Genomic DNA, 24,049 nt, shown 5'->3' with positions numbered 1-24,049 from the left:
AGCATTATTTTTTAATTTAAAGTAATATTATTTTGAGTCAAATCATTATTTGAAATTTTATGTTTGTCCAACTATTTTACCAGTATCTTTTAAATCATATCCTCCAAGACCTTCAAGTTCATCTTTGAACTCCTTTGAAGATAAAATATAAACAATAGATTTATAAACAGGATTATCTAAATCAGTTTTTTTTATTACTAAATCATAACGTTCTTTCTGAAGAGGGATAAATTCAATATTATCCACTTGTTTAGAAACTTTTTCATTACCAATTCCCACATCAGCGCCACCTCTAGCAACACAACTAGCTACGCTAAGATGAGATGTTTCTTCATTTTTATATCCATTTATAGTATTTGATATGTTAAATGAATTAAGTTTACCATCAAGTAAAACTCTAACCCCAGAGCCTTTTTCTCTATTAATCATAGTAATGCCACTTCTGCTTAAATCATTCCAATTTTTTATATTTTTAGGATTACCTCTTTTAACATAAAAGCCTTGTGTTCGATAAGCAATATTAATTAAAATACAAGGTATACTTGGTAATAATTTTTTTACAAAGCTAGTATTATATGTATCTGTTTCACTATCCCAAAGATGACAAGATGACATGGAAACTTTATTATTATACATATCGTATAATCCATTATAGCTGCCTATATTAGAACGATATGTTCTTATATTTTTTGTCTTACTCTCTATCATTTTACATAATATATCTAAAATAATATCTTGACCAGAAATTATAATTTCGCCACTTTTTACAGAAGAAGGTTTCATATTAATAGTAGACTCAAATGATGCCATGGAATTACTTATAAATGTATTTTTTTGGCTATTTATATAATTTTCAACATCACTTTTATCGACTCTTATTTTTCTACCAATCTTATAAGAGGGAAGCTCTCCTCTCTTTATCATTTCATAGACTGTATTTTTTGTAATGTTTAACATTTGAGCAACTTCCATTGCATTTAATGATGAATTCATAACAAACACCTCCCTAGAAATATTGTAACATAAAATATTTTTTTTACTAAATATTCTAAAAAATGTATAAACTTGTTGATATAAAAGTATCAAATATATACAATATAAATTATAAAACATGACATAATGTTACGAAACATAATAAAACACAATAAAGGGGGATATTTATGAAAGTATTAAAAAAATTAGGAATAATGGGACTAGTTTTAGGATTAACACTAGGAGTAGCTGGATGCTCTAGCAAGAGTGAAGATAAAAGTAAGAAGGATGATACAACAAGTAAAGAGACAGTAACTTTAAATATATCTGCAGCAGCATCTCTACAAGAGGCCATGACTGAATTAGAAACAAAATTTAAAGAATTAGAGCCAAATGTAAAACTAGAAATTAATCTAGGATCTTCTGGATCTTTACAACAACAAATAGAGCAAGGTGCTGCTTGTGACGTGTTTATATCAGCAGGTGAGAAGCAAATGAAGGCATTAGAAGAGAAGGATTTATTATTAGAGGGAACAAATAAAACTTTATTAACTAATGATTTAGTATTGGTTGCTGCTAAAGGAAAAACAGTTAAAGATTTAGATAGTATAGCATCGGATGATGTAAAACATATAGCTATAGGAGATCCGCAGTCAGTTCCAGCAGGTAAATATGCTAAAGAAGTTTTAGATAATACAAAGTTATATAATAAAGTAGAAAATAAGCTTGTTCTAGCTAAAGATGTAAAAGAAGTTTTATCTTGGGTACAACAAGGAAATGCTGATGTTGGATTTGTTTATTTAAGTGATACTGTAGGTGCTGATAAAGTAGAAATTGTTTTAACTACAGACAAAGACACTCATTCACCTATAAATTATCCAATTGCTGTAATGAAAGAAAGTAAAAAACAGGACAAAGCTAAAGCATTTGAGAATTTCTTATTAAGTGATGATGGACAAGCTATTCTTGAAAAATACGGATTTAAAAAAGCTAATTAGATTATAGAATTGGAGGAAGTACAATGAATGCAGGATTAACACCACTTTGGATATCAATAAGGACATCTTTAGTAGCAACATTCATAACATTTTTTATAGGAATAGGAAGCGCTTATTTAGTAGCAAATTATCAAGGAAAATGGAAAGGATTAATTGATAGTTTATTTACTTTACCCCTTGTACTTCCTCCAACAGTATTAGGTTTCTTTTTGCTTCTTTTATTTGGTAAAAATGGACCTATGGGAAAATTATTGTTACTTATGGATAAAAGTATAATTTTTACCTGGAGTGCTACTGTTATTGCGGCTACGGTTGTTGCATTTCCTATGATGTATAGAAGTGCAAGATCAGCTTTTGAGCAAATTGATGTAAATTTAATTTCAGCAGCTAAGACACTAGGCCTTAATAATTGGAAAATTTTTTATAAAATTGCAATACCCCTTGCTTGGCCAGGAATCATAGGTGGGTTAGTATTATCATTTGCAAGAGCATTAGGAGAATTTGGTGCTACACTTATGATAGCAGGAAATATACCAGGAAAAACTCAAACAATGCCTTTAGCCATATTCTTTGAAGTTCAAGCTATGGATTATAAAGGAGCCATGCTTTGGGTAATCACTATTGTAGCTATTTCAGTAGTAATGATATTTATATTAAATAAATGGTCTGACAAGCAACAAGAAATTGTGGGGAAGAGGGGTTAGAGTATGTCATTAATAGTAGATATAGAAAAAGACTTTGGTTCCTTTTCTCTAAAAGTTAATATAGAACAAGAAAATGGTGTTTTAGGTTTTTTAGGAGAGTCAGGCTGTGGAAAAAGTATGACTTTGAAATGTATAGCAGGTATTGTTAAGCCAGATAAAGGTAAAATAATTCTAAATGGAAGAGTATTTTTTGATTCAGAAAAAAAGATAAATATTCCTCCTCAAGAACGTAAAGTAGGTTATTTATTTCAAAATTATGCTTTGTTTCCTCATATGACAGTAAAAGAAAACATCGAAATAGGATTAGCTAATCTTAGTAAAGAGGAAAAAAATAAAATAGTAAAAGAATATCTTGCTAAAATGAAACTAGAAGGATTTGAAAAAAGATATCCTCATCAGTTGTCAGGTGGACAAAAGCAAAGAATAGCATTTGCTAGAGCTTTGGCTTGTAATCCAGAAATACTTATTTTAGATGAGCCATTTTCTGCATTAGATTATCATTTGAAAAGTAATATGGAAAATGAATTAATCGATATTATTAATGATTTTAAAGGTCATATTGTATATGTTACTCATGATATAAGTGAGTCTTATCGTATATGTGATGATATAGTTGTATTTAATAAAGGCTTGGCGATAAATAAAAGATCTAAAAAAGATTTATTTAAGCATCCTATGTCAATGACAGAAGCAATTATTACAGGTTGTAAAAATATTTCTGAAATAGATAGAATTGATGAAAAAAGAGTACTTGCCAAAGACTGGGGAATCGAATGTACATTATCACATTATGCAATAGACAAAGCAAAATATATTGGCATTAGAGCTCATCATATGAGGATAGTTCAAAATAATCTACAATTTAGTAGAGAAAATTTGTTTGAACTTTCCGTAGTAAAAGTTTTTGAAAGTTCGTTTACATATATAGTTTATGTAAAAAATTTAGAAAATGAAAATTCTAGTGCAATACAATTAGAAATTAATAAGAATATAGACCCTCTAAAAGTTGGAGATAAGGTTTTTGTAAAATTTGATGAAAATTGCTTATTTGATTTTTGCCAAAATTAAGATTGATACAATGATTGTAATGTAAAGTGAATAAAAAAGTGTAGATTTTGTATGCAGTTCAAAATCTACACTTTTATTTATTTTTATGATAATATAATATTGTAAATAAAAATTAAAAGGAGAGTTGTTTTTGAAAAATAATAAGAGCATTGTGGGAGAACTTCTTTATAAATAAGGAGTAACTACAAAATACTATCCTTATTTATAAAGAAGTCTTTTTCAATATAAGATTGATATATAAATAAAGGAGATTAAAATGAATTTAGATACATTTGAAAAGTTACAATTAAATGAAGTTAAAGAATTAGTAAAAGTATACTGTGTAAGTTCACTTGGGAAAAGTATTATAGATAAATTAGAACCTAGTGGGAATTATTCTGTTGTTAAGAAAAAGCTAGAGGAAAATAAAGAAGCAAGAAGAGTATTAGAAAGTAGTAATCATGTACCATTAGAAGGATTATTTAATATATACCCTGTAATAGATAAAGTAGAAAAGGGAATAATTTTAGATGTTGCAGAACTTATTTCTTGTGAAGATTTCTTAAGAGGATGTAGAAAGATAAAATCATTTATGTTGGATAAGGAATTTTATTCGCCTACATTAAGTTCTTATGCATTAAATATAACAGAATGCGAAAATATAGAAGAAGAAATTAAATTTTCTATTAAAAATAATAAAATTTACAGTGAAGCTAGTAAAGAATTAAAGAAAATTAGACGAAGTATAGATATATGCGAAGGTAGAATAAAGGAGAAGCTAAATAAATTTTTAACATCTTCTACTAATAAAAAGTATATACAAGAATTTATTATAAGTAAGAGAGATGATAGATTTGTAGTACCTATTAAATCATCTTTTAAAAATGAAGTTGATGGAACAATTTTAGACACTTCTTCAAAGGGTTCAACAGTATTTATAGAACCAGCATCCATAAGCAAATATTCTTTAGAGTTAATTACATTAAAGAGTGAAGAATCTATAGAAGAATATAAGATTTTATCATATCTTACAGAATTGATTTATTACAAAATTAGAGAGATTAAGTTGAATATGGAAATAGTATCTCAGTATGATATGGTATTTGCTAAGGCTAAATTTAGTCAAAATAATAAATGTATTACACCGAATATAAATAATAATGGATATTCTAAGATTGTTAAAGGAAAGCATCCTCTGTTAAAAAGTAATGTAGTGCCCTTGGATTTTGAAATAGGCAATAAATATAGAAGTTTAATTATAACAGGACCTAATGCAGGTGGAAAAACTATAACTTTGAAAACTGTAGGTATTTTAACTTTAATGACACAGTGTGGTTTTGATATACCAGCTATGAAAGATACTGAAATTAGCGTGTTTGAAAAAGTTTTTGTTGATATAGGCGACAATCAAAGTATCGAAAATTCACTTAGCACTTTTTCTTCTCATATAAAAAATATATCGGATATTATGAGAGAAGCTAATAAAAATACTTTGATACTATTTGATGAAATAGGTTCTGGAACAGATCCAAACGAAGGTGCAAGTTTAGCTATTGCACTTCTTGAAGAGTTTTATCAAATGGGCTGTATTATGATAGCATCGACTCACTATGAAGAGATTAAACATTTTGCCAATAAACATCCTCATTTTAAAAATGCAGGAATGATGTTTAATAAGGAAACGTTAGAGCCATTGTACAAGCTTGTTATTGGTAAATCAGAAGATAGCAATGCACTATTTATTTCTAAAAAAATGGGAATAAAAGATAAAGTTTTGCAAAAGGCCAAAACTTACATGGACAATAAAAATTATGATTTCACTTTAGTAAAAGAAAATAAAATTGTAAATAAAGTTGTTGAAAAAGAAAATTCAGTTTTGATAGACTTTCCCAATTTTGAAATGGGAGATAAGGTAGAACTATTAGATTTTAATGATTTTGGTATAGTGTATAAGCCAATTGACAAATTTAACAACGTGGAAGTTTTATATAAATATGAATTTATTAATATAAATGCTAGAAGACTAAAATTACAATTTAAAGCTAAAGACTTATATCCTGAAGGGTATGATTTAAATAGTTTGTTTATAAGTTTTGAAAAAAGAAAGCTAGATAGGGATATAGAAAGAGGATCTAAAAAAGCTTTAAAGAAAATTAAAAAGGAAATAAAAAGCAATAGCTAAATAAAGAAAAAGGAAAGTGTGACTTATTACACTTCCTTTTTTTATTTAGCATTTTAAAATTTAAACTTTGTTTTAGGACTAGCATATTCTGATTTAACAACTGACATATTATCTCCTTGTCTTACATTAACGTACTTTCCTTGTGGTGCCATTAAACTAAATTCCATATATCCAGTTCGTAAAATATTAAAAATAGTAGCATTATTTTTATTAACATCAGCAACTAATGTACCATTATAATTGATTCTTACAAATTGTCCCCCAACAATTCTAAGTTTTACCTGATAGTTATTAATAGGAATTATTTTGAAAGTTTCTCCTTGTTGAGCAATAGCAGCAACGGCATATAAAACGTCGTTATATCCTACTATTACAAATGCATTTGAAAACAGTGATTTCATTTTTACCTTAGGAATATCTAGACCTGGAGATATGGCTGCTCCAGATTCTGTTTCAGGTGGAAATGGTGAAATAGATGGACCAGGTCTTGGGCTTATTAAAGGTGGTGATATAGGAACTGGTCCTATTTGTATAATTAGCTCTCGATTATCTATACTCATATTTTGCCCCCTTATATTAAACTACTTATTATATTTTATGATGATAAGTAAGTTAAGGTTACTTGGAGTATTTAAACAGTAATAATATTACCTTTATAGGAAAATAAAAAACACTTAAAATCTATGAAATACTTGTATTTATTGAGATAATATGCTATTCTTAGAATAAGAATAAATAAAGATTAATTTAGATAATAATTTTTTCCTATAAAGACGAATTATTGCTATATGGTCTTTATAGGAGGATTAATATAATGGATAAAAAGATAATATGTAAAGATTGTAAAGCTGAGTTCTTATTCACAGAAGGAGAACAACAATTCTACAAAGAAAAAGGATTTGATAACGAGCCAGTTAGATGTCCAGAATGTAGACAATCTAGAAAACAACAAAATAACAAAGGCAGAAGATAGTTCTGTTAAAGATAAGCTATAAGATTAAATCTTATAGCTTTTTTAGTTTAAAAAAAAGAAAAGTGTATTAATAATTAAGTGCAATTCTATAAAAATTAAAGCAATCATAAAATTTCCATAAATCTCAAAAAATGTTAAAAAAATTTTATATTTCGACAACGCTCACTAGCATTGACTTATGATAATGAGGAGTATATAATGGATAATTATTAGATTAAAAACAAAATTGAGAGAGTGGAGATGAATAGTATGGAAGGAAGCATAGAAGCAATTGCTACCAATAATTTATTGTTAATATTTTCGATGATAATAATTACGGGTATTGCACTGGGAAGGGTAAGTGAAATATTAAAAATTCCAGATGTAATACTATATTTAATATCAGGGATAATAATAGGACCAGCCTTTTTAAATATTTTAAGTATAGGGGCTTTTCCAGTAGAAAATAATTTAATACTTACTTTTGGATCAGCATTTATATTATATGAAGGTGGTAAAGAAATTAATTTAAGAGTACTAAATAAGGTAAAAGTAAGTGTAGGTATGTTATCAACAGTAGGTGTTGTAATATCTTCAGTTGTAGTAGGTGTTGTGGCAGCTAAGATATTTAATTTACCTATGATGACAGCTCTTCTTCTAGGTGCAGTTATAGCTTCAACAGACCCAGCAGCCCTTATACCTGTATTTAAACAAGTCAGAATAAAGGACAAGATAAAACAAACTGTTGTAAGTGAATCTGCTTTTAATGATGCAGTAGGAGCTATATTATCTTCTGCATTATTAGGTATAGTTATGAGTGGTCAGTTCTCAGCAGTAGACAGTATTAAAGAATTACTTATTTCAGCAGCGGTAGGAATAGGTGTAGGAATATTAGTAGGATATTTATTAATAATATTAGTTTCAGATAAAAGAGTGGGAATATTCCATTCTTATGCTCCGATTATGTCAATGTTGACAGTTACTCTTGCTTATGAGCTAGCTACAATGTTCCATGGTAGTGGATATATGGCAGTATTTATGGCAGGATTAATTTCAGGAAATAAAAAAATGTTTGGTATTTGGTTGGAAGAAGCGGATTATCAACCAACAGTACATTTTACAGAAAGTATAGCCACAATATGTCGTATGTCTATATTTGTCTTACTAGGTACTCAAGTAAATATATCAGCATTAGCTCAATATTGGTTACCATCATTAATAACAGTATTAGTTTTAATGTTTGTAGGAAGACCTCTAGTGGTATTAGTATCTACTGCATTTGATAGAAAAGCACAGTGGACATTTAAAGATAAGTTATTTATGATGTGGGTTAGAGAAACTGGAGTTATACCAGCTGCAGTATCAGGAATAATAGTGGCTATGAAAGTGCCAGGTTATGAAATAATATCTTCAGTAGTATTTATGACTATACTTGTGACGTTAATAGTACAAGCAAGTACTACTAAACTAGTTGCGAAAAAACTAGGAGTATTAGAAGAAACAACAGATAACGTATCTGAAGTAGTTGCTTAATATAATATAAAATCCCTTTATAATATTATCATATTATAAGGGGATTTTATTTAATTATTTGAAGATAAGATAAAGATTTACTTTTTAATCTGTAATAAAAATTATAAATTATCTTTAAAAAACAGAAATATAGCCAATTGCAACACTTCCCCCATGTACTACTATTATACGTGGGTACTGAGTTTAAATAAGTTTAATAATTTCATCATTTCTAGACTCTGTATGTACAGATTCCAAAATTAAGCTATCTTTTTCATAGCCAATGATAGTGATATCAAAAACTCTACACATTTGATGCTGACCGACATCAGTTGCTACTATAGCATCTGGAAAACGTCTATTTACTTTTTCAATTATGACTTGTGGGGACATAATATTTTTTGCAAAAAAATCATTTCATTAATAAGAGAACATTACATAACATTCATTAATATACTTCCAAATCATTTAAAAATATTTATAAAACCCCAAACTTAAATATAAGCTCGTAGCGATGCTACCTAAATTAAAGAAATAATCGTGCACTCTATTCCTATCAAATGAATATATCTTCCTTTATCAGTGGAAATTTCGCTTTTTTTAATTATAAAATGGAATAAATTCAATGATATATAAAAAAAAATATATGTAACCTATAAAATATATTTTTAGTGTACAATTGTTTATAAACAGTTACCGAAGTGTGCAGGGGGTATAGATGAAAAAGATTATAGTGTTAATTGTTTTGGCAGTAGTAATATTTTTTAATTATGATAAAATAGATGAGATTTTTTTTCAAATGAATTTATCACAAAATCATCTGAATTATGATGAAAAATATTTTTTTGATTTGAATGGGGATGGAGAGCGTGAAGAAATAAAACTAGAATCATATAAAGATAAACAAGATAATTTTATTGTAAATTTATATATAAACAATAAACTACAAGAAAAATACGAAGATGAAAATAATATAAGTGTACATATATATGATTTTAATAAGATGGATAATAAAAAGGAAATATATGTGATTTTAGGAGATAAGCTTGAAAACAGTAAAATAAACATATTTACCTATTGTAATAAAAATAAAAAATATAATTTCAAAACAAATGGAAGAATTATAAATAATGATGATAAAAATGGAACAATGAAAATCACTTATGGAACGACAGATGATTCAGCTAATTATAATCATTATAGTAAAGTTATTGGAGGAGAACCTATTTTTATAAATTATGTTTACAAAAGAAAACTTGATTGTGATTTTATAAATATAGATAAAAAAGAAGCTCAAGTTGTAGGTATTAGTAAAGAAAATAAATATATAGTAAAAGATGAAACTATAGTATATGAAACAAATGTAGGGGATGTAAAGGCATATACTCTCTTAAAGGGTGATAAAATTAAGTTAGTATCTTTGTATAATTATGATGGTAATCAATGCATAAAGGTAGTGAATGAACAAGGTAGATATGGATGGATAAAGATAGAAGAGAAGCAAATTTTTGAGAAAAAATAATAATAAAAGGTCAACATATATTTATATGTTGACCTTTTATTATTATTTTTTCTCTATTAATTTTAACTCTACAGGAGCAAAGTTCTCAACTGTTTCACCAGATAAAAATCTGTGTGCTAAGTTTACTGCAGTTTCTCCAATTAATTTGGGTTGTTGAGCTATGGTTGCAGCCATATCACCTTTTTGAACAGATGTTACAGCATCATCAGTAGCATCGAACCCCACAACTAAAACATCATTCATATTGGCATCTTGTAAAGCTTTTAGGGCACCAAGAGCCATTTCATCATTTTGAGCAAATACAGCATTAATATCACCTTTTGATTGAATTATGTTTTCCATTACAGAAAGACCTTTAGTTCTATCGAAATCAGCACTTTGCTTAGTTATTATTTGTAAATTACTATTTTTTATTTCATTGTCAAATCCAGCACCTCTATCACGAGTTGCGGAAGATCCAGCGATACCTTCAAGTTCTACTATGTTTCCTTTATTGCCTAGCTTTTCAGCTAAATACTTGGCAGCCATTTTTCCGCCTTCCACATTGTCAGAAGCAACGTGAGAAACTACTTTACTTCCATTAGAAGCTCTATCAACTGTAATTACAGGTAATTCTAAATTATTTGCTACCATAACAGAGGCTATGGCAGAGTCTGAATCAACAGGATTTAATAAAATCACATCTACATTTTTAACAGATATATCTTCCATATTAGAAACTTCTTTGGCAGGATCGTTTTGAGAGTCTAAAACAACTACATCATATCCTAATTTTTTTGCTTCACTTTCTATACCAGATTTTAAATCTACGAAGAAAGGATTGTTTAAAGTAGAGACTATAAGACCGATTTTTCTAGTATTATCAACACTTTTTTGTCTACATCCAACTAGTAATGATGTACATAACATTAATGATATCATTATGGTAGTTACTTTTTTTGACATTTTTACTACCTCCTAGTTACCTTTTCTGTCTAAAAGTACAGCTACTAATATAACAGCACCTTTAACCATCATTTGATAATATGATGATACGTCTAATATATTTAAGGCATTACTTAAGACACCTATTATTAATGCACCAACTATTGTTCCAGTTATTTTACCTTTACCACCAGTAAGAGAAGTTCCTCCAAGAACTACAGCTGCGATGGCGTCAAGTTCATATCCATTACCTGCAGTAGGTTGAGCAGAGAATAATCTAGAAGTTATTATTATACCTGCAATAGAAGCAAGTATACCGCTTATAGTATAAACTGATATTTTTATTTTGTCTGTGTTTAAACCAGAAAGTCTTGTTGCTTCTTCATTTGAACCTAAAGCATAAGTATATCTACCCATTTTAGTGTTTTTAAGCACATAAGCACATATTGCAAATGTTATTATCATAATTAGAGCAGGAGTAGGTATACCAAGGATTTTACCTCCACCAATTTGACCAAAGTTTAAAGCTAATTCACCACTTCCAAGAGTTATTGGTTTACCATCAGTGTAAACTAAAGTTAAACCTCTAAGAACTGTCATTGTAGCAAGAGTTGCGATAAATGGTTGTAATTTACCTTTAGTTATTATGAAACCATTTAAAAATCCTACTAAAGCACCTATTACTAAAGCAGCTAAAACTGCTATAAATAGATTATTACCTGAAACTAATAGAGAGGCACAAACGGCACCACTTATGGCAAGAATAGAACCTACTGATAAGTCAATTCCACCAGTTAATATAACGAAAGTCATACCTGCTGCAATTATACCATTTACTGAAGTTTGTCTTAATATATTGAATATGTTTTTTGTACTTAAAAATGATGGGCTAAGTATTGATACTACCATGATTAGAGTAAGTAGACCTACTAAGCTCTTGTATTTTATTAATGTTTCTTTTAAATCAAATTTATTATGCTGTTGCTTCACTTGAGATGACATCCCTGTGATCCTCCTTAATTTCTACTGCACATTTTAATATTTTTTCTTGTGTAGCTTCTTTTATATCAAATTCTCCTGTTATTTCACCATGACTTAAAACTAGAATTCTATCAGATAGTCCTAGAATTTCTGGCATTTCAGAAGAAATCATAATTATTGCTTTTCCTCCAGATTTAAATTCATTTATTAAATCATAAATTTCTTTTTTTGCACCAACGTCAACTCCACGAGTTGGCTCATCTAAGATTAACACATCAGGATGTGTCATAAGAGCTTTTGCTATGGCAACTTTTTGTTGATTACCACCAGATAAGTTTTTAATTAATTGTTCCATGCTAGGAGTTTTAATTCTTATTCTATCTATATAACTATTAACTCTTTCTTTTTCCATATTTTTATCAACTACAAAAGATTTTGAAATTCTTTCTAGAGAAGATAAAGTCATATTTTCTCTTATTGATAAACCTAAAATAAGTCCGTCACCTTTTCTATCTTCACTAACATAAGCAATTCTATTTTTTACACCGTCAGATGAAGATTTAAGGTTTAATTTTTTTCCTTTTTTTATAATGCAACCATTTTCTAAAGGAAAATGGCCGTATATAGTTTTAGCAAGTTCGCTTCTACCAGCACCCATAAGTCCTGATATGCCAAGTATTTCACCTGCCTTAACTTCAAAAGAAATATCTTTTACAAATTTATTAGATACATTTTCTAATTTTAAGATTGTATCACCTTTTTCAACTTGTAAATGAGGGAACTGATCAGTTAATTTTCTACCAACCATCATTTCTATCATTTTGTCTTCATCAAGGTTACATATTTCTTCTTGACCAACAAATTTTCCATCTCTAAGAACTGTTATATAATCACAAAGTTCAAAGATTTCTTTTAATCTGTGAGATATATAAACAATAGCTTTGTTATCAGCTTTTAGTTCGTTTATAACTTTAAATAAAGAATCAGTTTCTTTATCAGTTAGAGCATCTGTTGGTTCATCCATTATTATTATTTTTGCATCTAGAGATAGAGCTTTAGCAATTTCTATCATTTGCTTTTCACCTATACTTAAGTTTTCTACAAGTTCTCTAGAGTCTTTATTTATATTTAATCTTTTTAATAAGACTTCACTATCTGCATGTAATTTATTAAAATCTATTCTAAATCCTTTTTTAGGTTCTCTACCTAAGAATATATTTTCACCTATGCTTAAGTCATTAACTAAGTTTAATTCCTGGTGTATTATGGCAATACCTTTATCTGTGGCATCTTTTGGTCCTTTAATATCTTCTTTTTTTCCTTTATAGAAGATTTCACCGCCGTCTTTTTTATATACACCACTTAGTATTTTCATAAGTGTTGATTTCCCAGCACCATTTTCACCCATAAGAGCCATAACTCTACCTTCGTAAAGTTCAATATTAACTCCATCAAGGGCTTTAACACCAGGAAATTCTTTAACTATATTTGTCATTTTTAAAATTGGTGTTTTCATTAAAATACTACTCCTGATTTTAAAATTATGTTAGCGTAAGGACTACATTCTCCAGTTCTTACTACTGCCTTGCTGTTTTTTGTTAAAACTTTAAATTCTTCATGACTTACTTCTTGTAAGTTAGAAACTCTTTTCTTTATTGCTTCATAAACTTCTGGATTTTTTTCTTTTATCTCAGAAGCTACTATTGCTTCTTCAACACATAATTCCACAAGTATTACATCTAAAGTTTGAATAAAAGTAGGTACATTATGAGTTAAAGCTAAATCTATTCTTTTAGTTTCAGATGGAATTGGTAAACCACAATCACCTATAGTTAAAGAATCAGTATGTCCCATTTGGCTTATTGCATAAGATAATTCACTATTTATCATTTTTGTCTTTTTCATAATTACCTCCCAAAGTTTTCAACGTCTTTTAATGTTGGTAGAGAGCTTTGAGCTCCTTCTTTCATAACAGATAAAGCTCCTACTTTAGAAGCAAAGTCCATGGCTTCTTTTATAGTTTTGTTGTTTGATAGAGCAACTGCTAAAGCTCCTGTGAAAGAATCACCAGCAGCAGTAGTATCAACTGCTTCAACTTTGTAAGCGGGTTTAAAGAATGATTTTTCTTCATTTATATATAAGCTACCTTTAGATCCAAGAGTAACTATTAATTCGTTGACACCTTTTTCTATTACTTTGCTAGCTGCTTTGTTTATATCATCTTCATTTTCTATTTTTATTTCAGAGATAATTTCCAATTCGGTTTCATTAGGAGTTAATAAATCCACACTTTTTATTATTTCATCATCTAACTTAACTGCTGGTGCAGGATTAAGTATTGTGTATTTATTTAAATCTTTTGCAACTTTTAGAGCATACTTTACAGTTTCTAAAGGAGTTTCTAATTGGATTACCACTATATCACTGTTTTTTATGCAATCTATATTTCTATCTATATCATCTTTAGTTAATTGAAAATTTGCTCCTGGGGCTACAACTATAGCGTTTTGAGCATTTTTATCTACAGTTATAAATGCCACACCAGTAGAACAACTAGCTATATGAACATGATCTGTATTAACATTATCATTATTTAGAGCTTCCATTAATGTTTTACCAAAACTATCATTACCAACTTTGCCTATCATAGAAACATTTCCTTCTAATCTAGCCATTGCAACGGCTTGGTTTGCTCCTTTACCTCCTGGAACTTCTTTGAAATTGCCTCCTAAAAGAGTTTGTCCAGGCTTTGGCATTGTGTCAACATTAACAACTAAATCCATATTCAAGCTGCCTATAACGCATATATTTTTCATGTTTTACCTCCAAAGTTATATTGTATACATCTTATGTATAAAAAATATTTTATTTTATATAGAGTAACATATTGAAAAAAATAGTGCAACATAATTCGATTGAATTTGACATATATAATGATATAGTATTTAATAATAAATTAAATAAGATTTTATATATAATAGAAAAAAGATTAACTAGTCATTTATTGCCATAGGGGATATAATATTATATGGAATATTTAAGTAAAGGCGGGTAAAAATGAAAAAATTATTAGCAGTATTATTAGTATGTTTTAGTATTTTGTTGGTAGGATGTGTAAATACAGACCTAACATTGGATATAGACAAAAAAGGTAATATGACCATGGCTATGAAATTATTAACTAATAATTATATGGCTACAAATATGACAGAAGAGGATTTACAAAGAGTAAAAGAAGAGTATAAGGCAGATTCTATTGAAAAAATAAATGAACCTAATCAGTCAGGATATTTGCTTAAAAAAGATTTAGGAAACATAAAAGGTTTAATGTCTAGTGAAAATAAAAATATAAAAGATAATAAATTTATAAATATATCGGAAGAGAAAAGTTTAATTTATAATACTTATGATGTAACTTTAAATATTAAAGAGGCTCTTCTTGGAGAGATGACAGAAGAAGATTTGTCAATGCTTAGTTTTATAGGAAACTCAGCTAGTATGAATCTACATATGACAATTCCATTTAAATTATCAGAGTCTAATGCAACAAGCACAGTTGAAGAGAAGGATGGAAGAACTACTTATAATTGGGACTATACTTTAAATACATTGGATAGTATTCATGTTAAATTTAATGTTCCAAACATTTCTAATATTATAATGATAATTAGCGGAGTAGCAGTTATAGTTATTGGTGGGTTTATTTTTATAAGAAAAAGAAAAAATAAAGAAGTTTAATAGAAAAAGCCAGTGAAATCACTGGCTTTTTCTATTAAAAAATTTATGTTTATTTATTCGATTATTTTAACTTTTACATAAACAGTTCCAGAAAAAATATCATTTATACCAGCAAAATCGAAGCTAAGATCACAAGGTATACAATCCAAATTCCAGGTTATAGAGTTCTCTTGCTTATTATATATGCCGCCTTGACATGGAGTTATATTTTTAATAATACTCCCATCAATATCTTTTACAAAATCTAAAGATAAATTAAAAATATTGTTTTGTGGAGCTGTACCTTTTTCAACTGTAATTTTTTGATTATTAGCATAAACATAAGAGATATTTTTATAAAAAGAAGACAAAGGTGATAAATCTTTTAAATTATTATTGCTAAGGTCCAAATAAGTTAGATTAGTCAAAGCACATATAGGATTTATATCAGAAATTCTATTATTTAGAAGACTTAGAATTTTTAAGTTTTCAGCATACTGCAAGCCTTCTAAAGAATTAATATGGTTAGCAAATTCATCTAAAACAGTTAAATTTTTTATATCATTAAAAGTAAGAATACATCTATCATTTTTATCTAGAACAATATTTATAAGTGATTTCAATCTATCATCTGGAATATTTACTTCATTTTTTAAGTCCTTGGAAGATACATAATTAACAGATGAAGGAACATACTGCAAATCAGTAATGTAAGTATTATCTAAGATTAATGTATATAAATTATTTGCATGTTCTAAACCTTTTAAAGATTTAATACTCTTATTGCTTAAATCTAAATATCGAAGTTTTAGAATATCTTTTAAAGTTATAATATTGTTCTTTTTATCTAAAATATCCATTATTTCATTTTGTAAATTTTCGTCCTCTATAATAACAGTTTGATCCACGTCAATTAAATCTACTGTAACAATACCAGAAAAATAGCCATCATCACTTTCAAAATTAAAACTAGGACTTTCAAAAGAAACTAATGATGTATCCCAAGTTATCTCTTTACTCTCACTATTATATTCACCTAAGTGAGTAGGAGATATGTTTTTTGGTGTTTGCCCATTAATGTCCTTTAAAAAGCTAATATCTAATGTATAAAAATCAGGTGATCCTATAACATCCTTGATTTCTATATCTTGATTTATGGCACGTAATTCTTTAAGGTTTTCTAAAGTAGATAATGAAGATAAGTCAGAAACTCTATTTTCATTAATTTTAATAAATCTAAGATTTTTTCCACTAGAAATAGGTGAAATATCCTTAATCTCATTACCGTTAAGTAGTAAAGACGTCAAATTAGTCATATTAGACAAATCTGGCACAACTGTAATCAAATTGTTATTTAAAAATAAAGTATTTAAATTTTTTAAGTTAATAAGTTGTTCCATGCTAGTTAATAAATTATTTTCAATAAGCAACTCTGTCATATTAGTTGCATATTGAAGACCCTCCATACTACAGATATATTTGCCTAGGGAGGATATATCTGAATATATATAACCTTTTACATTTTCCAAGTCTGATTTAGTTATTTCTGTGTTTTCTTCCCTAGAAAAGTATTGGTTTATGACAGTCTTTAAATTTATGTCCGGAACTAGGTTAGTCATTTTACGCACCCCCTTTTTTATTTATATGATTGAAGATATTGATTTGTTAATATGTATTGATATAGTTAGTAATAATTTAGGTGTAATTATAATATACTTAAATAATATTTATTAAAAATGAATAAATGGAGGTGATTAAATGCATGAAAGCAGTGTATTGCAACAGCTAATAAAGTTAGTTAATAATGCTAAAAAATTAAAAATAGAGTATGGAGTTACAGGTCAGGAAGTAAATCGGGACAATAATAATATAATTACCTTCTCTTCTAATACAACTATGGAAGTGAATTATAGTGAGAAAAAAGGGTCAATATCAACTGTTAGAGGTGATTTTTCTGGAACATATACAACTAAAGAAGTTTTTGAAGATTGTAAGGAAGAAATAATAAAGAAGGACAGTAATAATAAATTAGAAACATCATATATAGTGGAATATAGTGAAGAGGATTATGAGAAGCTTTTTAATATAGGAGGAAAACTACATCCTCTACAAATTGAAGAGTTAATTCCTGTAGATAGTCAAATGAATAATAAATGCTGTCAAGTATGCTCTCCTTCTAAAGTAATAACAGACTCTATACAAGGATATATAAAATCAACCTATGCTATTTATCAAAAAGATGAAAACTATTATGATATTACTATGATTATGAGTCAATTAGATAAAGAAGCAGAGGTGCCACTTATGCAGTACTGTAATACGAGAATATATACCATATAATAAGATTAATTTTATATTTAACATAATACACCTAAGGATATATCTTTAGGTGTATTTTATTTGGAATACACAAAGAAATGCAACTATATATAATTTTGTATATTTTACTTAAAACGGAATATTATATATCAAAATGGATTTAAAGTTCGATAAACCTTGAAAATTAATAAATTTTTTAACAAATACATTAATAATTACCTGTGAAATTAAATAAGAGTAAAATAAATAATGTTTTAGCTTATAATTCTTTAAAAAATAAACAAAAACAATACAAAAATATATTCAAACTTAAAAAAATAAACAAAAATACGAAAATTAGTGTATAATGTAATAATAACGACGAAAAAGAAATAAGGGAGATTGAACAATGAAGAAAAAAGTTACATTAACAAGTAAAATTTTATTAGGATTATTTTTAGGTTTTATATTTGGATTAATATTGAAATCATTACCGGGAAGCTATATTAAGGATACAGTAATTATAGGTGGAGTATTCAAGGTATTAGGTACTGGATTTACATCGGCAATTAAAATGATGGTTGTTCCATTAGTATTTGTTTCATTAGTATGTGGAGCATCATCTATGGGAGATGTTAAACAATTAGGAAGAATAGGAACTAAAACTATGGTATTTTACTTATTAACTACTGCTGTGGCAATAATAATAGCTTTATTTTTAGGAAGTGTATTAAAACCAGGTGCAGGTCTGGATATGAGTTCTGTAGTTACTGGTGAGGTAGCAATAGGAGAATCAAAATCACTTGTAGATATTATACTTGGGATAATACCATCAAATCCAATTGCATCTTTTGCAAATGGTGATATGCTACAAATAATATTCTTTGCATTGCTTACAGGAGTAGCAATGAGCATGGTGGGCGAAAAAGCAGAGCCAGTAAGAAAAGTATTTGAAAGTGCTAATGATATATGTATGAAAATGGTTGGAATAATAATGATGGCAGCTCCAATAGGTGTATTTGCTTTAGTTGCAGAAACTTTCTCAACTGTGGGAAAAGATGCCATATTAGTTTTAGTTAAATATTTAGTCGTTGTACTTTTAGGTCTAGCTATTCATGTTACTATAGTTTATGGTGGACTATTCAAAGTATTTACAAAACAAAAAATTAAGCCATTTTTAAAGAAGTTTACAAAAGTTGCAGCTATTACTTTTTCGACTTCATCAAGTAATGCTTCAGTTCCAGCGAGTATGGAAATATTAGAAAATTTAGGTGTTGGTAAAACTACAAGATCTTTCACAATACCGATGGGAGCAACTATAAATATGGATGGAACTGCAATAATGCAGGGTGTGGCAGCTTTATTCATAGCTCAAATATATGGTATAAATTTGGAAATGAATCAAATGATGACAATAGTCTTAACAGCCACATTAGCATCAATAGGTACTGCTGGAGTTCCAGGTGTTGGAATGATAATGTTATCTATGGTTCTTACTTCTGTGAATTTACCTCTTGAAGGAATAGGGTTAATTATGGGAGTGGAAAGAATAGTAGATATGTTTAGAACTACAGTTAATGTTATGGGAGATAATGTGTGCACACTAATTGTTGCCAATAGTGAAAAAGACTTTGATGTAGACAAATATTGTGGTGGTGGAAAAGAAGAAATAGCGGCGTAAAGCTTAGATTGGACAATTTTCTTTATTGTTATAAATTAATAGAGTTAAATAATAAAAAGAACATCTCTGAAATTATATTTTGTAGATGTTCTTTTTATTATTTAAATTTTGTACAAATACCATTTACAAGTTCTCTTTTCAAACTTTAGTTCGAAAGGTTTTATAACATTATCGATACAAGATTGGCATTTATAAACTATAATTGAATCACCAGCAAATTTACAATCTACAAAATCTATAACCTTATCTACTTTTATGACTTTAGTAGAATCTCTATCTTCGAATTTAAATTTAATAGGTTGTATTTTACCACTCTTATCAAATACAGTGACTATATCGATCTCCTTAGACACAAGTTTCATTTATAATCATCACCTTTCAATAAATTATATTAAACTACTCATCATGGGGTAATCATCTTCGTTTATGCCACCACATAGTGGCGGAATAGGAGTGTCTATAAATTGAGCTGTTGATATTGCATATTTGCCATATTTATTTCTAATGTTATCAATAGTTTTGTCTAGGTTTTTCTTTTTTTCATGGCTTCCTTCTTCAAGTAAAGATAGTTGAACTTCGTTATTATTAAACAGTCCTGTCACATGCACACCTACTTGGCGGATGGGTTCTTCTTCCCATAATTCATCAAATAGCTTTATAGCTTCTTTTTTTATGTCTTGGGTGCTATCAGTAGAGTAATTTAGTTTTTTCTGCTTTCTTCTATAAAAGAAAGAGTCTGTTTTATAATGTATAGATACTACGTTGAAACAACTATTATTTTTTCTAAGCCTCATACCAATTGTTTCACAAAGAGATGAAATAACCATGTGAGCTTCTTTTTTAGTGGCTATATCAAAATGAGTAGTTGTACTATTGCCCATACCTTTCATACCTATATAACTACTTTTTCTAACTTCTGAATCTTCAATGCCATTGGCATATTTCCAAATTTGCTCACCATAGGAGTTTAGTTTATATTTTAAAACATCAACATCAAAATTTGCTAAATCACCTATAGTTTTTATACCGTAGCTATTAAGTTTTTTTAGAGTTTTTCTTCCTACGCCAAATAGCTCTCCCACATCTAAAGGCCACATTTTTTTTTCTATTTCATAAGGAAAAAGAGTATGTACTTTATTTGGTTTGGAAAAGTCAGATGCTATCTTTGACAATAATTTGTTATTTGATATTCCTATGTTGACTGTAAAACCCAGTTCTTTTTCAATTCTACCTTTTATTTCATAGGCTAAATCTAGGGGATCTTTATATAAATTTTCCATGTTTGTAAAATCTAAAAAGCATTCATCGCAGCTAAACCTTTGTATATTAGGCGTATACTCATTAAGAAGTTCTACCATGAAGTCAGAACATCTTTTAAATAAATCATAGTGGGGAGGAACTACAATTAGATTTTTACACTTGATTCTAGCAGAAAATAAAGTTTCACCTGTTTGAATTTTATAATTTTTAGCAGGTCCACTTTTAGCTAATACAATACCATGACGTGTCTCCTCATTACCACCAATAACACTAGGAATTTTTCGAATATCTGTTTCATATCCTTTCTCTAGTAAATAAGCAGCTGTCCAAGATAAATATGCACTGTTTACATCAATATGAAAAATAAGTTTTTTGCTCAATAAATGCACCTTCCTTTTCATGGAACGAATGTTTAATATATTTTAATTATATTCGAACTATTGTTCTATGTAAATATGAAATTTATAACAAAAATAGAATTAATACTTTTGAATAAGGAAGTGCACTGAAGTAAGAATGTATTGAGTCTATTTGGTTAATATAAGTACAGTTAAAAAAATAAAAAATTTTAAGTAAGGAGGGAAATTATTATAAAAAAACTAGATAAGAATCAAAAAATACTACTAATTGGAGGAATAATATTTTTAGTAATTATTACTGCTCTAGGATTTACAGTAGGAAAAAAAATAGTTTCCCTTGCAAAAAATCCGAATGAATTCAGAGCATGGATAAATAGTACAGGAATATGGGGAAAATTTATTATGATAGGAATTTCGGCTTTTCAAATTATTGTAGCAATTATACCAGGAGAGCCTATCGAAATTGCATCAGGATATGCTTTTGGATGGTTTTTAGGAGCAGTTCTTTGTTTAGCTGGAACTTTGTTAGGACAAGTAGTAGTGTTTTTATTTGCTAAAAAATTTGGAATGGACTTTGTTGAAATTTTTGTATCAAAAGAAAAATTAGAAAAAATGACCTTTTTGAAAGATAATAAAAAATTATATATGACAACATTTTTTATATTTTTAATTCCAGGAACACCTAAGGATGTTATTTCATATGTTGCAGGAGTTACACCTATTAAACTTGTACCATTTTTATTGGTTTCAGGAGTGGCTAGGATACCATCTGTTGTTTCTTCAACTATTGGAGGGTGTTGTCTTGGATTAAAGAATTACACTATGGCAGCCACTGTATTTATAGTAACCTTGATTGTAAGTGGAATATTATTTTTTATTTATAAAAGATATGAAAAAAAGAAAAGTAAATAATTTATTATATATGAAAAAGCCCTCTTTATTAGGAGGGCTTTTATAATATAATAAGTTTAAATGAAAAATAAGGAGGGAAATCTATGGAATTCAGAAAATCAAGAAAATCAGATATAAAAGAAATTATAAATATTATTGAAGAAGCTCAAAATTACTTTAAAGAAAATAATATTGATCAATGGCAAGATGGATATCCAAATGAAGAGAGCATAATTAATGATATTGAAAGTGGCGAATCCTATGTTTTATTGAAAGATAATAAAATAATTGCCACAGCTTATTTATCTTTCGGTGGAGAAAAAGATTATGATATTATATATGATGGAAGGTGGATTAGTAATGAAGATTATGCTGTTGTACATAGGGTGGCAGTTTCTAGTAATATAAAAGGTAGTGGGGTAGCTGATGATCTATTCAAACATATAGAGAAAATTTGTTTAGAAAATAATATAAATCATATTAGGATTGACACTCATAGACACAATAAATCAATGCAAAGGTTCTTAAGTAAAAATAAATTTGAGTACTGTGGTGTAATTTATTTAAAAGATCAATCTGAAAGAATAGCTTTTGAAAAGATATTAAGAAAAAAAACTATCTAAAGTATGGATTTAATCATATATAAAAGTTGATTTAAAATAAAAATAAAATAAAACAAAAAAATATAAATAAACACTAGCATATATGATGTAAAGTGTATATAATTTATAGTGTAATAGCTAAATATTGGCAAATCTAGAGAAATCTAGAGACGCAAAGCTATAGGGGCTAAGGTTAATCACACTATGCCAGCCAGTTGCCGAAGAATAAAAAATTCTTTGTTATCATAAACGTAAGCTATTTTTATAAAGGTTTATGATATTAGAATAGAATGGCAACTACCCTGAAATGGTAGTTTTTTTATTTTAGGCTTGGTAGTAAAACCCCGTATTTAAACAACCCCATGTTTAAATACACCAAACCCTATATTTAAATATTGTATAATCCCCATTATACAAATATTTAAATATAACATACCCCATAATTAAAGAAAGACGGTAATTTCACCCCTGAAATTCCGTCTTTTTTTTATATTTAAATTTTAAAAAGTAATTTTACATTTTTTCAGGTTCATCGTATTTTATACCTTTAGTATCAACCTTTATAGATTCTATAATTACGCCTTTTTCAGGTTTGTCATTAGTTCCTGTTTTTATATTTTCGATTTCGTGTACTATATCTATACCCTTTATAACCTTACCAAAAGCAGCATATTGTCCATCTAAGTGAGGTGAATCTTTAGTCATAATAAAAAATTGACTACCTCCACTATTTTTGTTTTGGCTTCTTGCCATAGATAAAACACCTTCTGTATGCTTTAAATCATTTTGGAATTTGTTTTTAGTAAATTCGCCTTTAATGCTATATCCTGGGCCACCTGAACCATCACCATTTGGATCTCCACCTTGTATCATAAAGTCTTTTATTACTCTATGGAAAGTAAGGCCATCATAAAAACCACTATTAGCTAAGTAGATAAAGTTATTTACTGTATTTGGAGCTATATGAGGATAAAGTTCAGCTTCAATAGTTCCATAATTTTTGATAACTATAGTTGCTATAGGAAGCTCTTTGGGAGGTGTTCTAACTTCATTATTCATTTCTCCTTGGGAACATCCTACAAGAGCCATTGCTCCTGCTAACAAGCTTGCTAGAATTCCTTTTTTTCTTTTGTCAGTCATAAATTACCACCTTTTATTTTTTATTATAATTATTTATTATATCATAAATAGAAATCAATAGTTTCAAATGAATTAAAAAGAGAAATTTTACACATAACTATAAATTTAACACATAGAATTGAATGAATAATATAAAAAAGGTGTATTTTGTGTTGGAAACGATTTCACAAAAAAGGTTAAAATATACTTATTGACCTATAATTTTTTATCTGATATTCTTTATAAGATTGAAAAAAATAATGCAGACATTACTAAAGTAATGCTTGCTTTTTTATTGTAAATGGGAATTAATAATTATTTAATTTAT

24 protein-coding genes and 1 riboswitch are annotated in these 24,049 nt (G+C 28.2%); of the genes, 12 read left to right on the top strand and 12 right to left on the bottom strand.

Annotation, left to right across the window (positions count from 1 at the left end):
- Window positions 1–57: 57 nt before the first annotated feature.
- A complete protein-coding gene (locus K0039_RS04515) occupies window positions 58–993 on the bottom strand; it encodes a helix-turn-helix transcriptional regulator (protein ID WP_228103838.1) in 936 nt (311 codons plus the stop codon).
- Between the two features lie 167 nt (window positions 994–1,160).
- On the opposite strand from K0039_RS04515, the gene modA reads away from it, so the two are divergent.
- From modA to K0039_RS04495, 4 genes are all read left to right on the top strand, one after another.
- Window positions 1,161–1,970 carry a molybdate ABC transporter substrate-binding protein gene (modA, locus tag K0039_RS04510; RefSeq protein WP_228103837.1) on the top strand — a complete coding sequence of 270 codons (810 nt, stop codon included), beginning with the start codon at window positions 1,161–1,163 and terminating at the stop codon, window positions 1,968–1,970.
- Between the two features lie 23 nt (window positions 1,971–1,993).
- Window positions 1,994–2,674: a molybdate ABC transporter permease subunit gene (gene modB / locus K0039_RS04505; protein ID WP_228103836.1), complete on the top strand. Its 681-nt coding sequence runs from the start codon at window positions 1,994–1,996 to the stop codon at window positions 2,672–2,674.
- Window positions 2,675–2,677: 3 nt separating this feature from the next.
- Entirely contained in the window at window positions 2,678–3,742 is a 1,065-nt protein-coding gene (locus K0039_RS04500) for a sulfate/molybdate ABC transporter ATP-binding protein (RefSeq protein WP_228103835.1), read from the top strand.
- Window positions 3,743–3,998: 256 nt separating this feature from the next.
- Entirely contained in the window at window positions 3,999–5,903 is a 1,905-nt protein-coding gene (locus K0039_RS04495) for an endonuclease MutS2 (protein ID WP_228103834.1), read from the top strand.
- A 53-nt stretch (window positions 5,904–5,956) separates the two neighbouring features.
- Here K0039_RS04495 and K0039_RS04490 read toward each other — a convergent pair whose 3' ends face one another.
- Window positions 5,957–6,463, bottom strand: coding sequence for a fascin domain-containing protein (locus tag K0039_RS04490; protein ID WP_228103833.1), 507 nt, complete (start codon window positions 6,461–6,463; stop codon window positions 5,957–5,959).
- A 254-nt stretch (window positions 6,464–6,717) separates the two neighbouring features.
- Between K0039_RS04490 and K0039_RS04485 the strand changes: the two genes are divergently transcribed.
- Both K0039_RS04485 and K0039_RS04480 read left to right on the top strand, forming a co-directional pair.
- Entirely contained in the window at window positions 6,718–6,876 is a 159-nt protein-coding gene (locus K0039_RS04485; RefSeq protein WP_018589958.1) for a zinc-ribbon domain-containing protein, read from the top strand.
- Between the two features lie 249 nt (window positions 6,877–7,125).
- Window positions 7,126–8,388, top strand: a complete 1,263-nt coding sequence (locus K0039_RS04480; protein WP_228103832.1) for a cation:proton antiporter — start codon at window positions 7,126–7,128, stop codon at window positions 8,386–8,388.
- 183 nt (window positions 8,389–8,571) lie between these two features.
- Here K0039_RS04480 and K0039_RS04475 read toward each other — a convergent pair whose 3' ends face one another.
- Window positions 8,572–8,760 carry a hypothetical protein gene (locus tag K0039_RS04475; RefSeq protein WP_228103831.1) on the bottom strand — a complete coding sequence of 63 codons (189 nt, stop codon included), beginning with the start codon at window positions 8,758–8,760 and terminating at the stop codon, window positions 8,572–8,574.
- Between the two features lie 325 nt (window positions 8,761–9,085).
- Between K0039_RS04475 and K0039_RS04470 the strand changes: the two genes are divergently transcribed.
- The gene (locus K0039_RS04470; RefSeq protein ID WP_228103830.1) at window positions 9,086–9,889 is read left to right on the top strand and encodes a hypothetical protein; all 804 of its coding nucleotides are present in this window, start codon (window positions 9,086–9,088) and stop codon (window positions 9,887–9,889) included.
- A gap of 42 nt (window positions 9,890–9,931) precedes the next feature.
- On the opposite strand, the gene rbsB is transcribed toward K0039_RS04470, so the two are convergent.
- Genes rbsB through rbsK form a run of 5 tightly spaced genes read right to left on the bottom strand, consistent with a single transcriptional unit; the run spans window position 9,932 to window position 14,610 of the window.
- Entirely contained in the window at window positions 9,932–10,834 is a 903-nt protein-coding gene (rbsB, locus tag K0039_RS04465; protein WP_228103829.1) for a ribose ABC transporter substrate-binding protein RbsB, read from the bottom strand.
- Between the two features lie 12 nt (window positions 10,835–10,846).
- A complete protein-coding gene (gene rbsC / locus K0039_RS04460; protein WP_228103828.1) occupies window positions 10,847–11,815 on the bottom strand; it encodes a ribose ABC transporter permease in 969 nt (322 codons plus the stop codon).
- Window positions 11,787–13,310 (bottom strand): ribose ABC transporter ATP-binding protein RbsA, encoded by a 1,524-nt coding sequence (gene rbsA, locus K0039_RS04455; RefSeq protein WP_265589404.1) that lies wholly within the window; start codon window positions 13,308–13,310, stop codon window positions 11,787–11,789. The genes rbsC and rbsA overlap by 29 nt, the downstream gene beginning before the upstream one ends.
- The gene (rbsD, locus tag K0039_RS04450) at window positions 13,310–13,699 is read right to left on the bottom strand and encodes a D-ribose pyranase (protein WP_228103827.1); all 390 of its coding nucleotides are present in this window, start codon (window positions 13,697–13,699) and stop codon (window positions 13,310–13,312) included. Before rbsD ends, rbsA begins: the two co-directional genes overlap by 1 nt.
- A 2-nt stretch (window positions 13,700–13,701) precedes the next feature.
- Window positions 13,702–14,610, bottom strand: coding sequence for a ribokinase (gene rbsK / locus K0039_RS04445; RefSeq protein WP_228103826.1), 909 nt, complete (start codon window positions 14,608–14,610; stop codon window positions 13,702–13,704).
- Between the two features lie 241 nt (window positions 14,611–14,851).
- On the opposite strand from rbsK, the gene K0039_RS04440 reads away from it, so the two are divergent.
- Window positions 14,852–15,532 (top strand): LPXTG cell wall anchor domain-containing protein, encoded by a 681-nt coding sequence (locus tag K0039_RS04440; protein ID WP_228103825.1) that lies wholly within the window; start codon window positions 14,852–14,854, stop codon window positions 15,530–15,532.
- A 53-nt stretch (window positions 15,533–15,585) separates the two neighbouring features.
- Here K0039_RS04440 and K0039_RS04435 read toward each other — a convergent pair whose 3' ends face one another.
- Window positions 15,586–17,130, bottom strand: coding sequence for a leucine-rich repeat domain-containing protein (locus tag K0039_RS04435; RefSeq protein ID WP_228103824.1), 1,545 nt, complete (start codon window positions 17,128–17,130; stop codon window positions 15,586–15,588).
- Window positions 17,131–17,269: 139 nt separating this feature from the next.
- Between K0039_RS04435 and K0039_RS04430 the strand changes: the two genes are divergently transcribed.
- Window positions 17,270–17,851, top strand: coding sequence for a hypothetical protein (locus K0039_RS04430; RefSeq protein WP_228103823.1), 582 nt, complete (start codon window positions 17,270–17,272; stop codon window positions 17,849–17,851).
- 367 nt (window positions 17,852–18,218) lie between these two features.
- A complete protein-coding gene (locus tag K0039_RS04425) occupies window positions 18,219–19,490 on the top strand; it encodes a dicarboxylate/amino acid:cation symporter (protein ID WP_228103822.1) in 1,272 nt (423 codons plus the stop codon).
- Between the two features lie 101 nt (window positions 19,491–19,591).
- Here the strand turns inward: K0039_RS04425 and K0039_RS04420 are convergent, their stop codons facing one another.
- Together K0039_RS04420 and K0039_RS04415 are read right to left on the bottom strand one after the other, a co-directional pair.
- Window positions 19,592–19,852: a hypothetical protein gene (locus K0039_RS04420; RefSeq protein ID WP_228103821.1), complete on the bottom strand. Its 261-nt coding sequence runs from the start codon at window positions 19,850–19,852 to the stop codon at window positions 19,592–19,594.
- Window positions 19,853–19,876: 24 nt separating this feature from the next.
- The gene (locus K0039_RS04415) at window positions 19,877–21,139 is read right to left on the bottom strand and encodes a Y-family DNA polymerase (RefSeq protein WP_334302531.1); all 1,263 of its coding nucleotides are present in this window, start codon (window positions 21,137–21,139) and stop codon (window positions 19,877–19,879) included.
- A 372-nt stretch (window positions 21,140–21,511) separates the two neighbouring features.
- On the opposite strand from K0039_RS04415, the gene K0039_RS04410 reads away from it, so the two are divergent.
- Together K0039_RS04410 and K0039_RS04405 are read left to right on the top strand one after the other, a co-directional pair.
- Entirely contained in the window at window positions 21,512–22,021 is a 510-nt protein-coding gene (locus tag K0039_RS04410) for a TVP38/TMEM64 family protein (protein ID WP_228103819.1), read from the top strand.
- A gap of 83 nt (window positions 22,022–22,104) precedes the next feature.
- Complete coding sequence (locus K0039_RS04405) at window positions 22,105–22,623, top strand: GNAT family N-acetyltransferase (protein ID WP_228103818.1); 519 nt, start codon at window positions 22,105–22,107, stop codon at window positions 22,621–22,623.
- A gap of 116 nt (window positions 22,624–22,739) precedes the next feature.
- Window positions 22,740–22,825: riboswitch (cyclic di-GMP riboswitch) on the top strand.
- Window positions 22,826–23,115: 290 nt separating this feature from the next.
- Here K0039_RS04405 and K0039_RS04400 read toward each other — a convergent pair.
- Window positions 23,116–23,661 (bottom strand): peptidylprolyl isomerase, encoded by a 546-nt coding sequence (locus K0039_RS04400; RefSeq protein ID WP_228104188.1) that lies wholly within the window; start codon window positions 23,659–23,661, stop codon window positions 23,116–23,118.
- Between the last annotated feature and the right edge of the window lie 388 nt (window positions 23,662–24,049).

The organism is Terrisporobacter mayombei (assembly GCF_020748465.1).
Classification (GTDB): domain Bacteria; phylum Bacillota; class Clostridia; order Peptostreptococcales; family Peptostreptococcaceae; genus Terrisporobacter; species Terrisporobacter mayombei.
Note: the sequence above shows the minus strand (reverse complement) of the source record. Positions and strands in the feature narration are given on the sequence as shown.

What these genes read in the sequence shown, in the direction of transcription:
- K0039_RS04515 (WP_228103838.1), bottom strand. Translation starts at nt 993, where the DNA reads ATGAATTCATCATTAAATGCAATGGAAGTTGCTCAAATGTTAAACATT.
- modA (WP_228103837.1), top strand. Translation starts at nt 1,161, where the DNA reads ATGAAAGTATTAAAAAAATTAGGAATAATGGGACTAGTTTTAGGATTA.
- modB (WP_228103836.1), top strand. Translation starts at nt 1,994, where the DNA reads ATGAATGCAGGATTAACACCACTTTGGATATCAATAAGGACATCTTTA.
- K0039_RS04500 (WP_228103835.1), top strand. Translation starts at nt 2,678, where the DNA reads ATGTCATTAATAGTAGATATAGAAAAAGACTTTGGTTCCTTTTCTCTA.
- K0039_RS04495 (WP_228103834.1), top strand. Translation starts at nt 3,999, where the DNA reads ATGAATTTAGATACATTTGAAAAGTTACAATTAAATGAAGTTAAAGAA.
- K0039_RS04490 (WP_228103833.1), bottom strand. Translation starts at nt 6,463, where the DNA reads ATGAGTATAGATAATCGAGAGCTAATTATACAAATAGGACCAGTTCCT.
- K0039_RS04485 (WP_018589958.1), top strand. Translation starts at nt 6,718, where the DNA reads ATGGATAAAAAGATAATATGTAAAGATTGTAAAGCTGAGTTCTTATTC.
- K0039_RS04480 (WP_228103832.1), top strand. Translation starts at nt 7,126, where the DNA reads ATGGAAGGAAGCATAGAAGCAATTGCTACCAATAATTTATTGTTAATA.
- K0039_RS04475 (WP_228103831.1), bottom strand. Translation starts at nt 8,760, where the DNA reads ATGTCCCCACAAGTCATAATTGAAAAAGTAAATAGACGTTTTCCAGAT.
- K0039_RS04470 (WP_228103830.1), top strand. Translation starts at nt 9,086, where the DNA reads ATGAAAAAGATTATAGTGTTAATTGTTTTGGCAGTAGTAATATTTTTT.
- rbsB (WP_228103829.1), bottom strand. Translation starts at nt 10,834, where the DNA reads ATGTCAAAAAAAGTAACTACCATAATGATATCATTAATGTTATGTACA.
- rbsC (WP_228103828.1), bottom strand. Translation starts at nt 11,815, where the DNA reads ATGTCATCTCAAGTGAAGCAACAGCATAATAAATTTGATTTAAAAGAA.
- rbsA (WP_265589404.1), bottom strand. Translation starts at nt 13,310, where the DNA reads ATGAAAACACCAATTTTAAAAATGACAAATATAGTTAAAGAATTTCCT.
- rbsD (WP_228103827.1), bottom strand. Translation starts at nt 13,699, where the DNA reads ATGAAAAAGACAAAAATGATAAATAGTGAATTATCTTATGCAATAAGC.
- rbsK (WP_228103826.1), bottom strand. Translation starts at nt 14,610, where the DNA reads ATGAAAAATATATGCGTTATAGGCAGCTTGAATATGGATTTAGTTGTT.
- K0039_RS04440 (WP_228103825.1), top strand. Translation starts at nt 14,852, where the DNA reads ATGAAAAAATTATTAGCAGTATTATTAGTATGTTTTAGTATTTTGTTG.
- K0039_RS04435 (WP_228103824.1), bottom strand. Translation starts at nt 17,130, where the DNA reads ATGACTAACCTAGTTCCGGACATAAATTTAAAGACTGTCATAAACCAA.
- K0039_RS04430 (WP_228103823.1), top strand. Translation starts at nt 17,270, where the DNA reads ATGCATGAAAGCAGTGTATTGCAACAGCTAATAAAGTTAGTTAATAAT.
- K0039_RS04425 (WP_228103822.1), top strand. Translation starts at nt 18,219, where the DNA reads ATGAAGAAAAAAGTTACATTAACAAGTAAAATTTTATTAGGATTATTT.
- K0039_RS04420 (WP_228103821.1), bottom strand. Translation starts at nt 19,852, where the DNA reads ATGAAACTTGTGTCTAAGGAGATCGATATAGTCACTGTATTTGATAAG.
- K0039_RS04410 (WP_228103819.1), top strand. Translation starts at nt 21,512, where the DNA reads ATGATAGGAATTTCGGCTTTTCAAATTATTGTAGCAATTATACCAGGA.
- K0039_RS04405 (WP_228103818.1), top strand. Translation starts at nt 22,105, where the DNA reads ATGGAATTCAGAAAATCAAGAAAATCAGATATAAAAGAAATTATAAAT.
- K0039_RS04400 (WP_228104188.1), bottom strand. Translation starts at nt 23,661, where the DNA reads ATGAATAATGAAGTTAGAACACCTCCCAAAGAGCTTCCTATAGCAACT.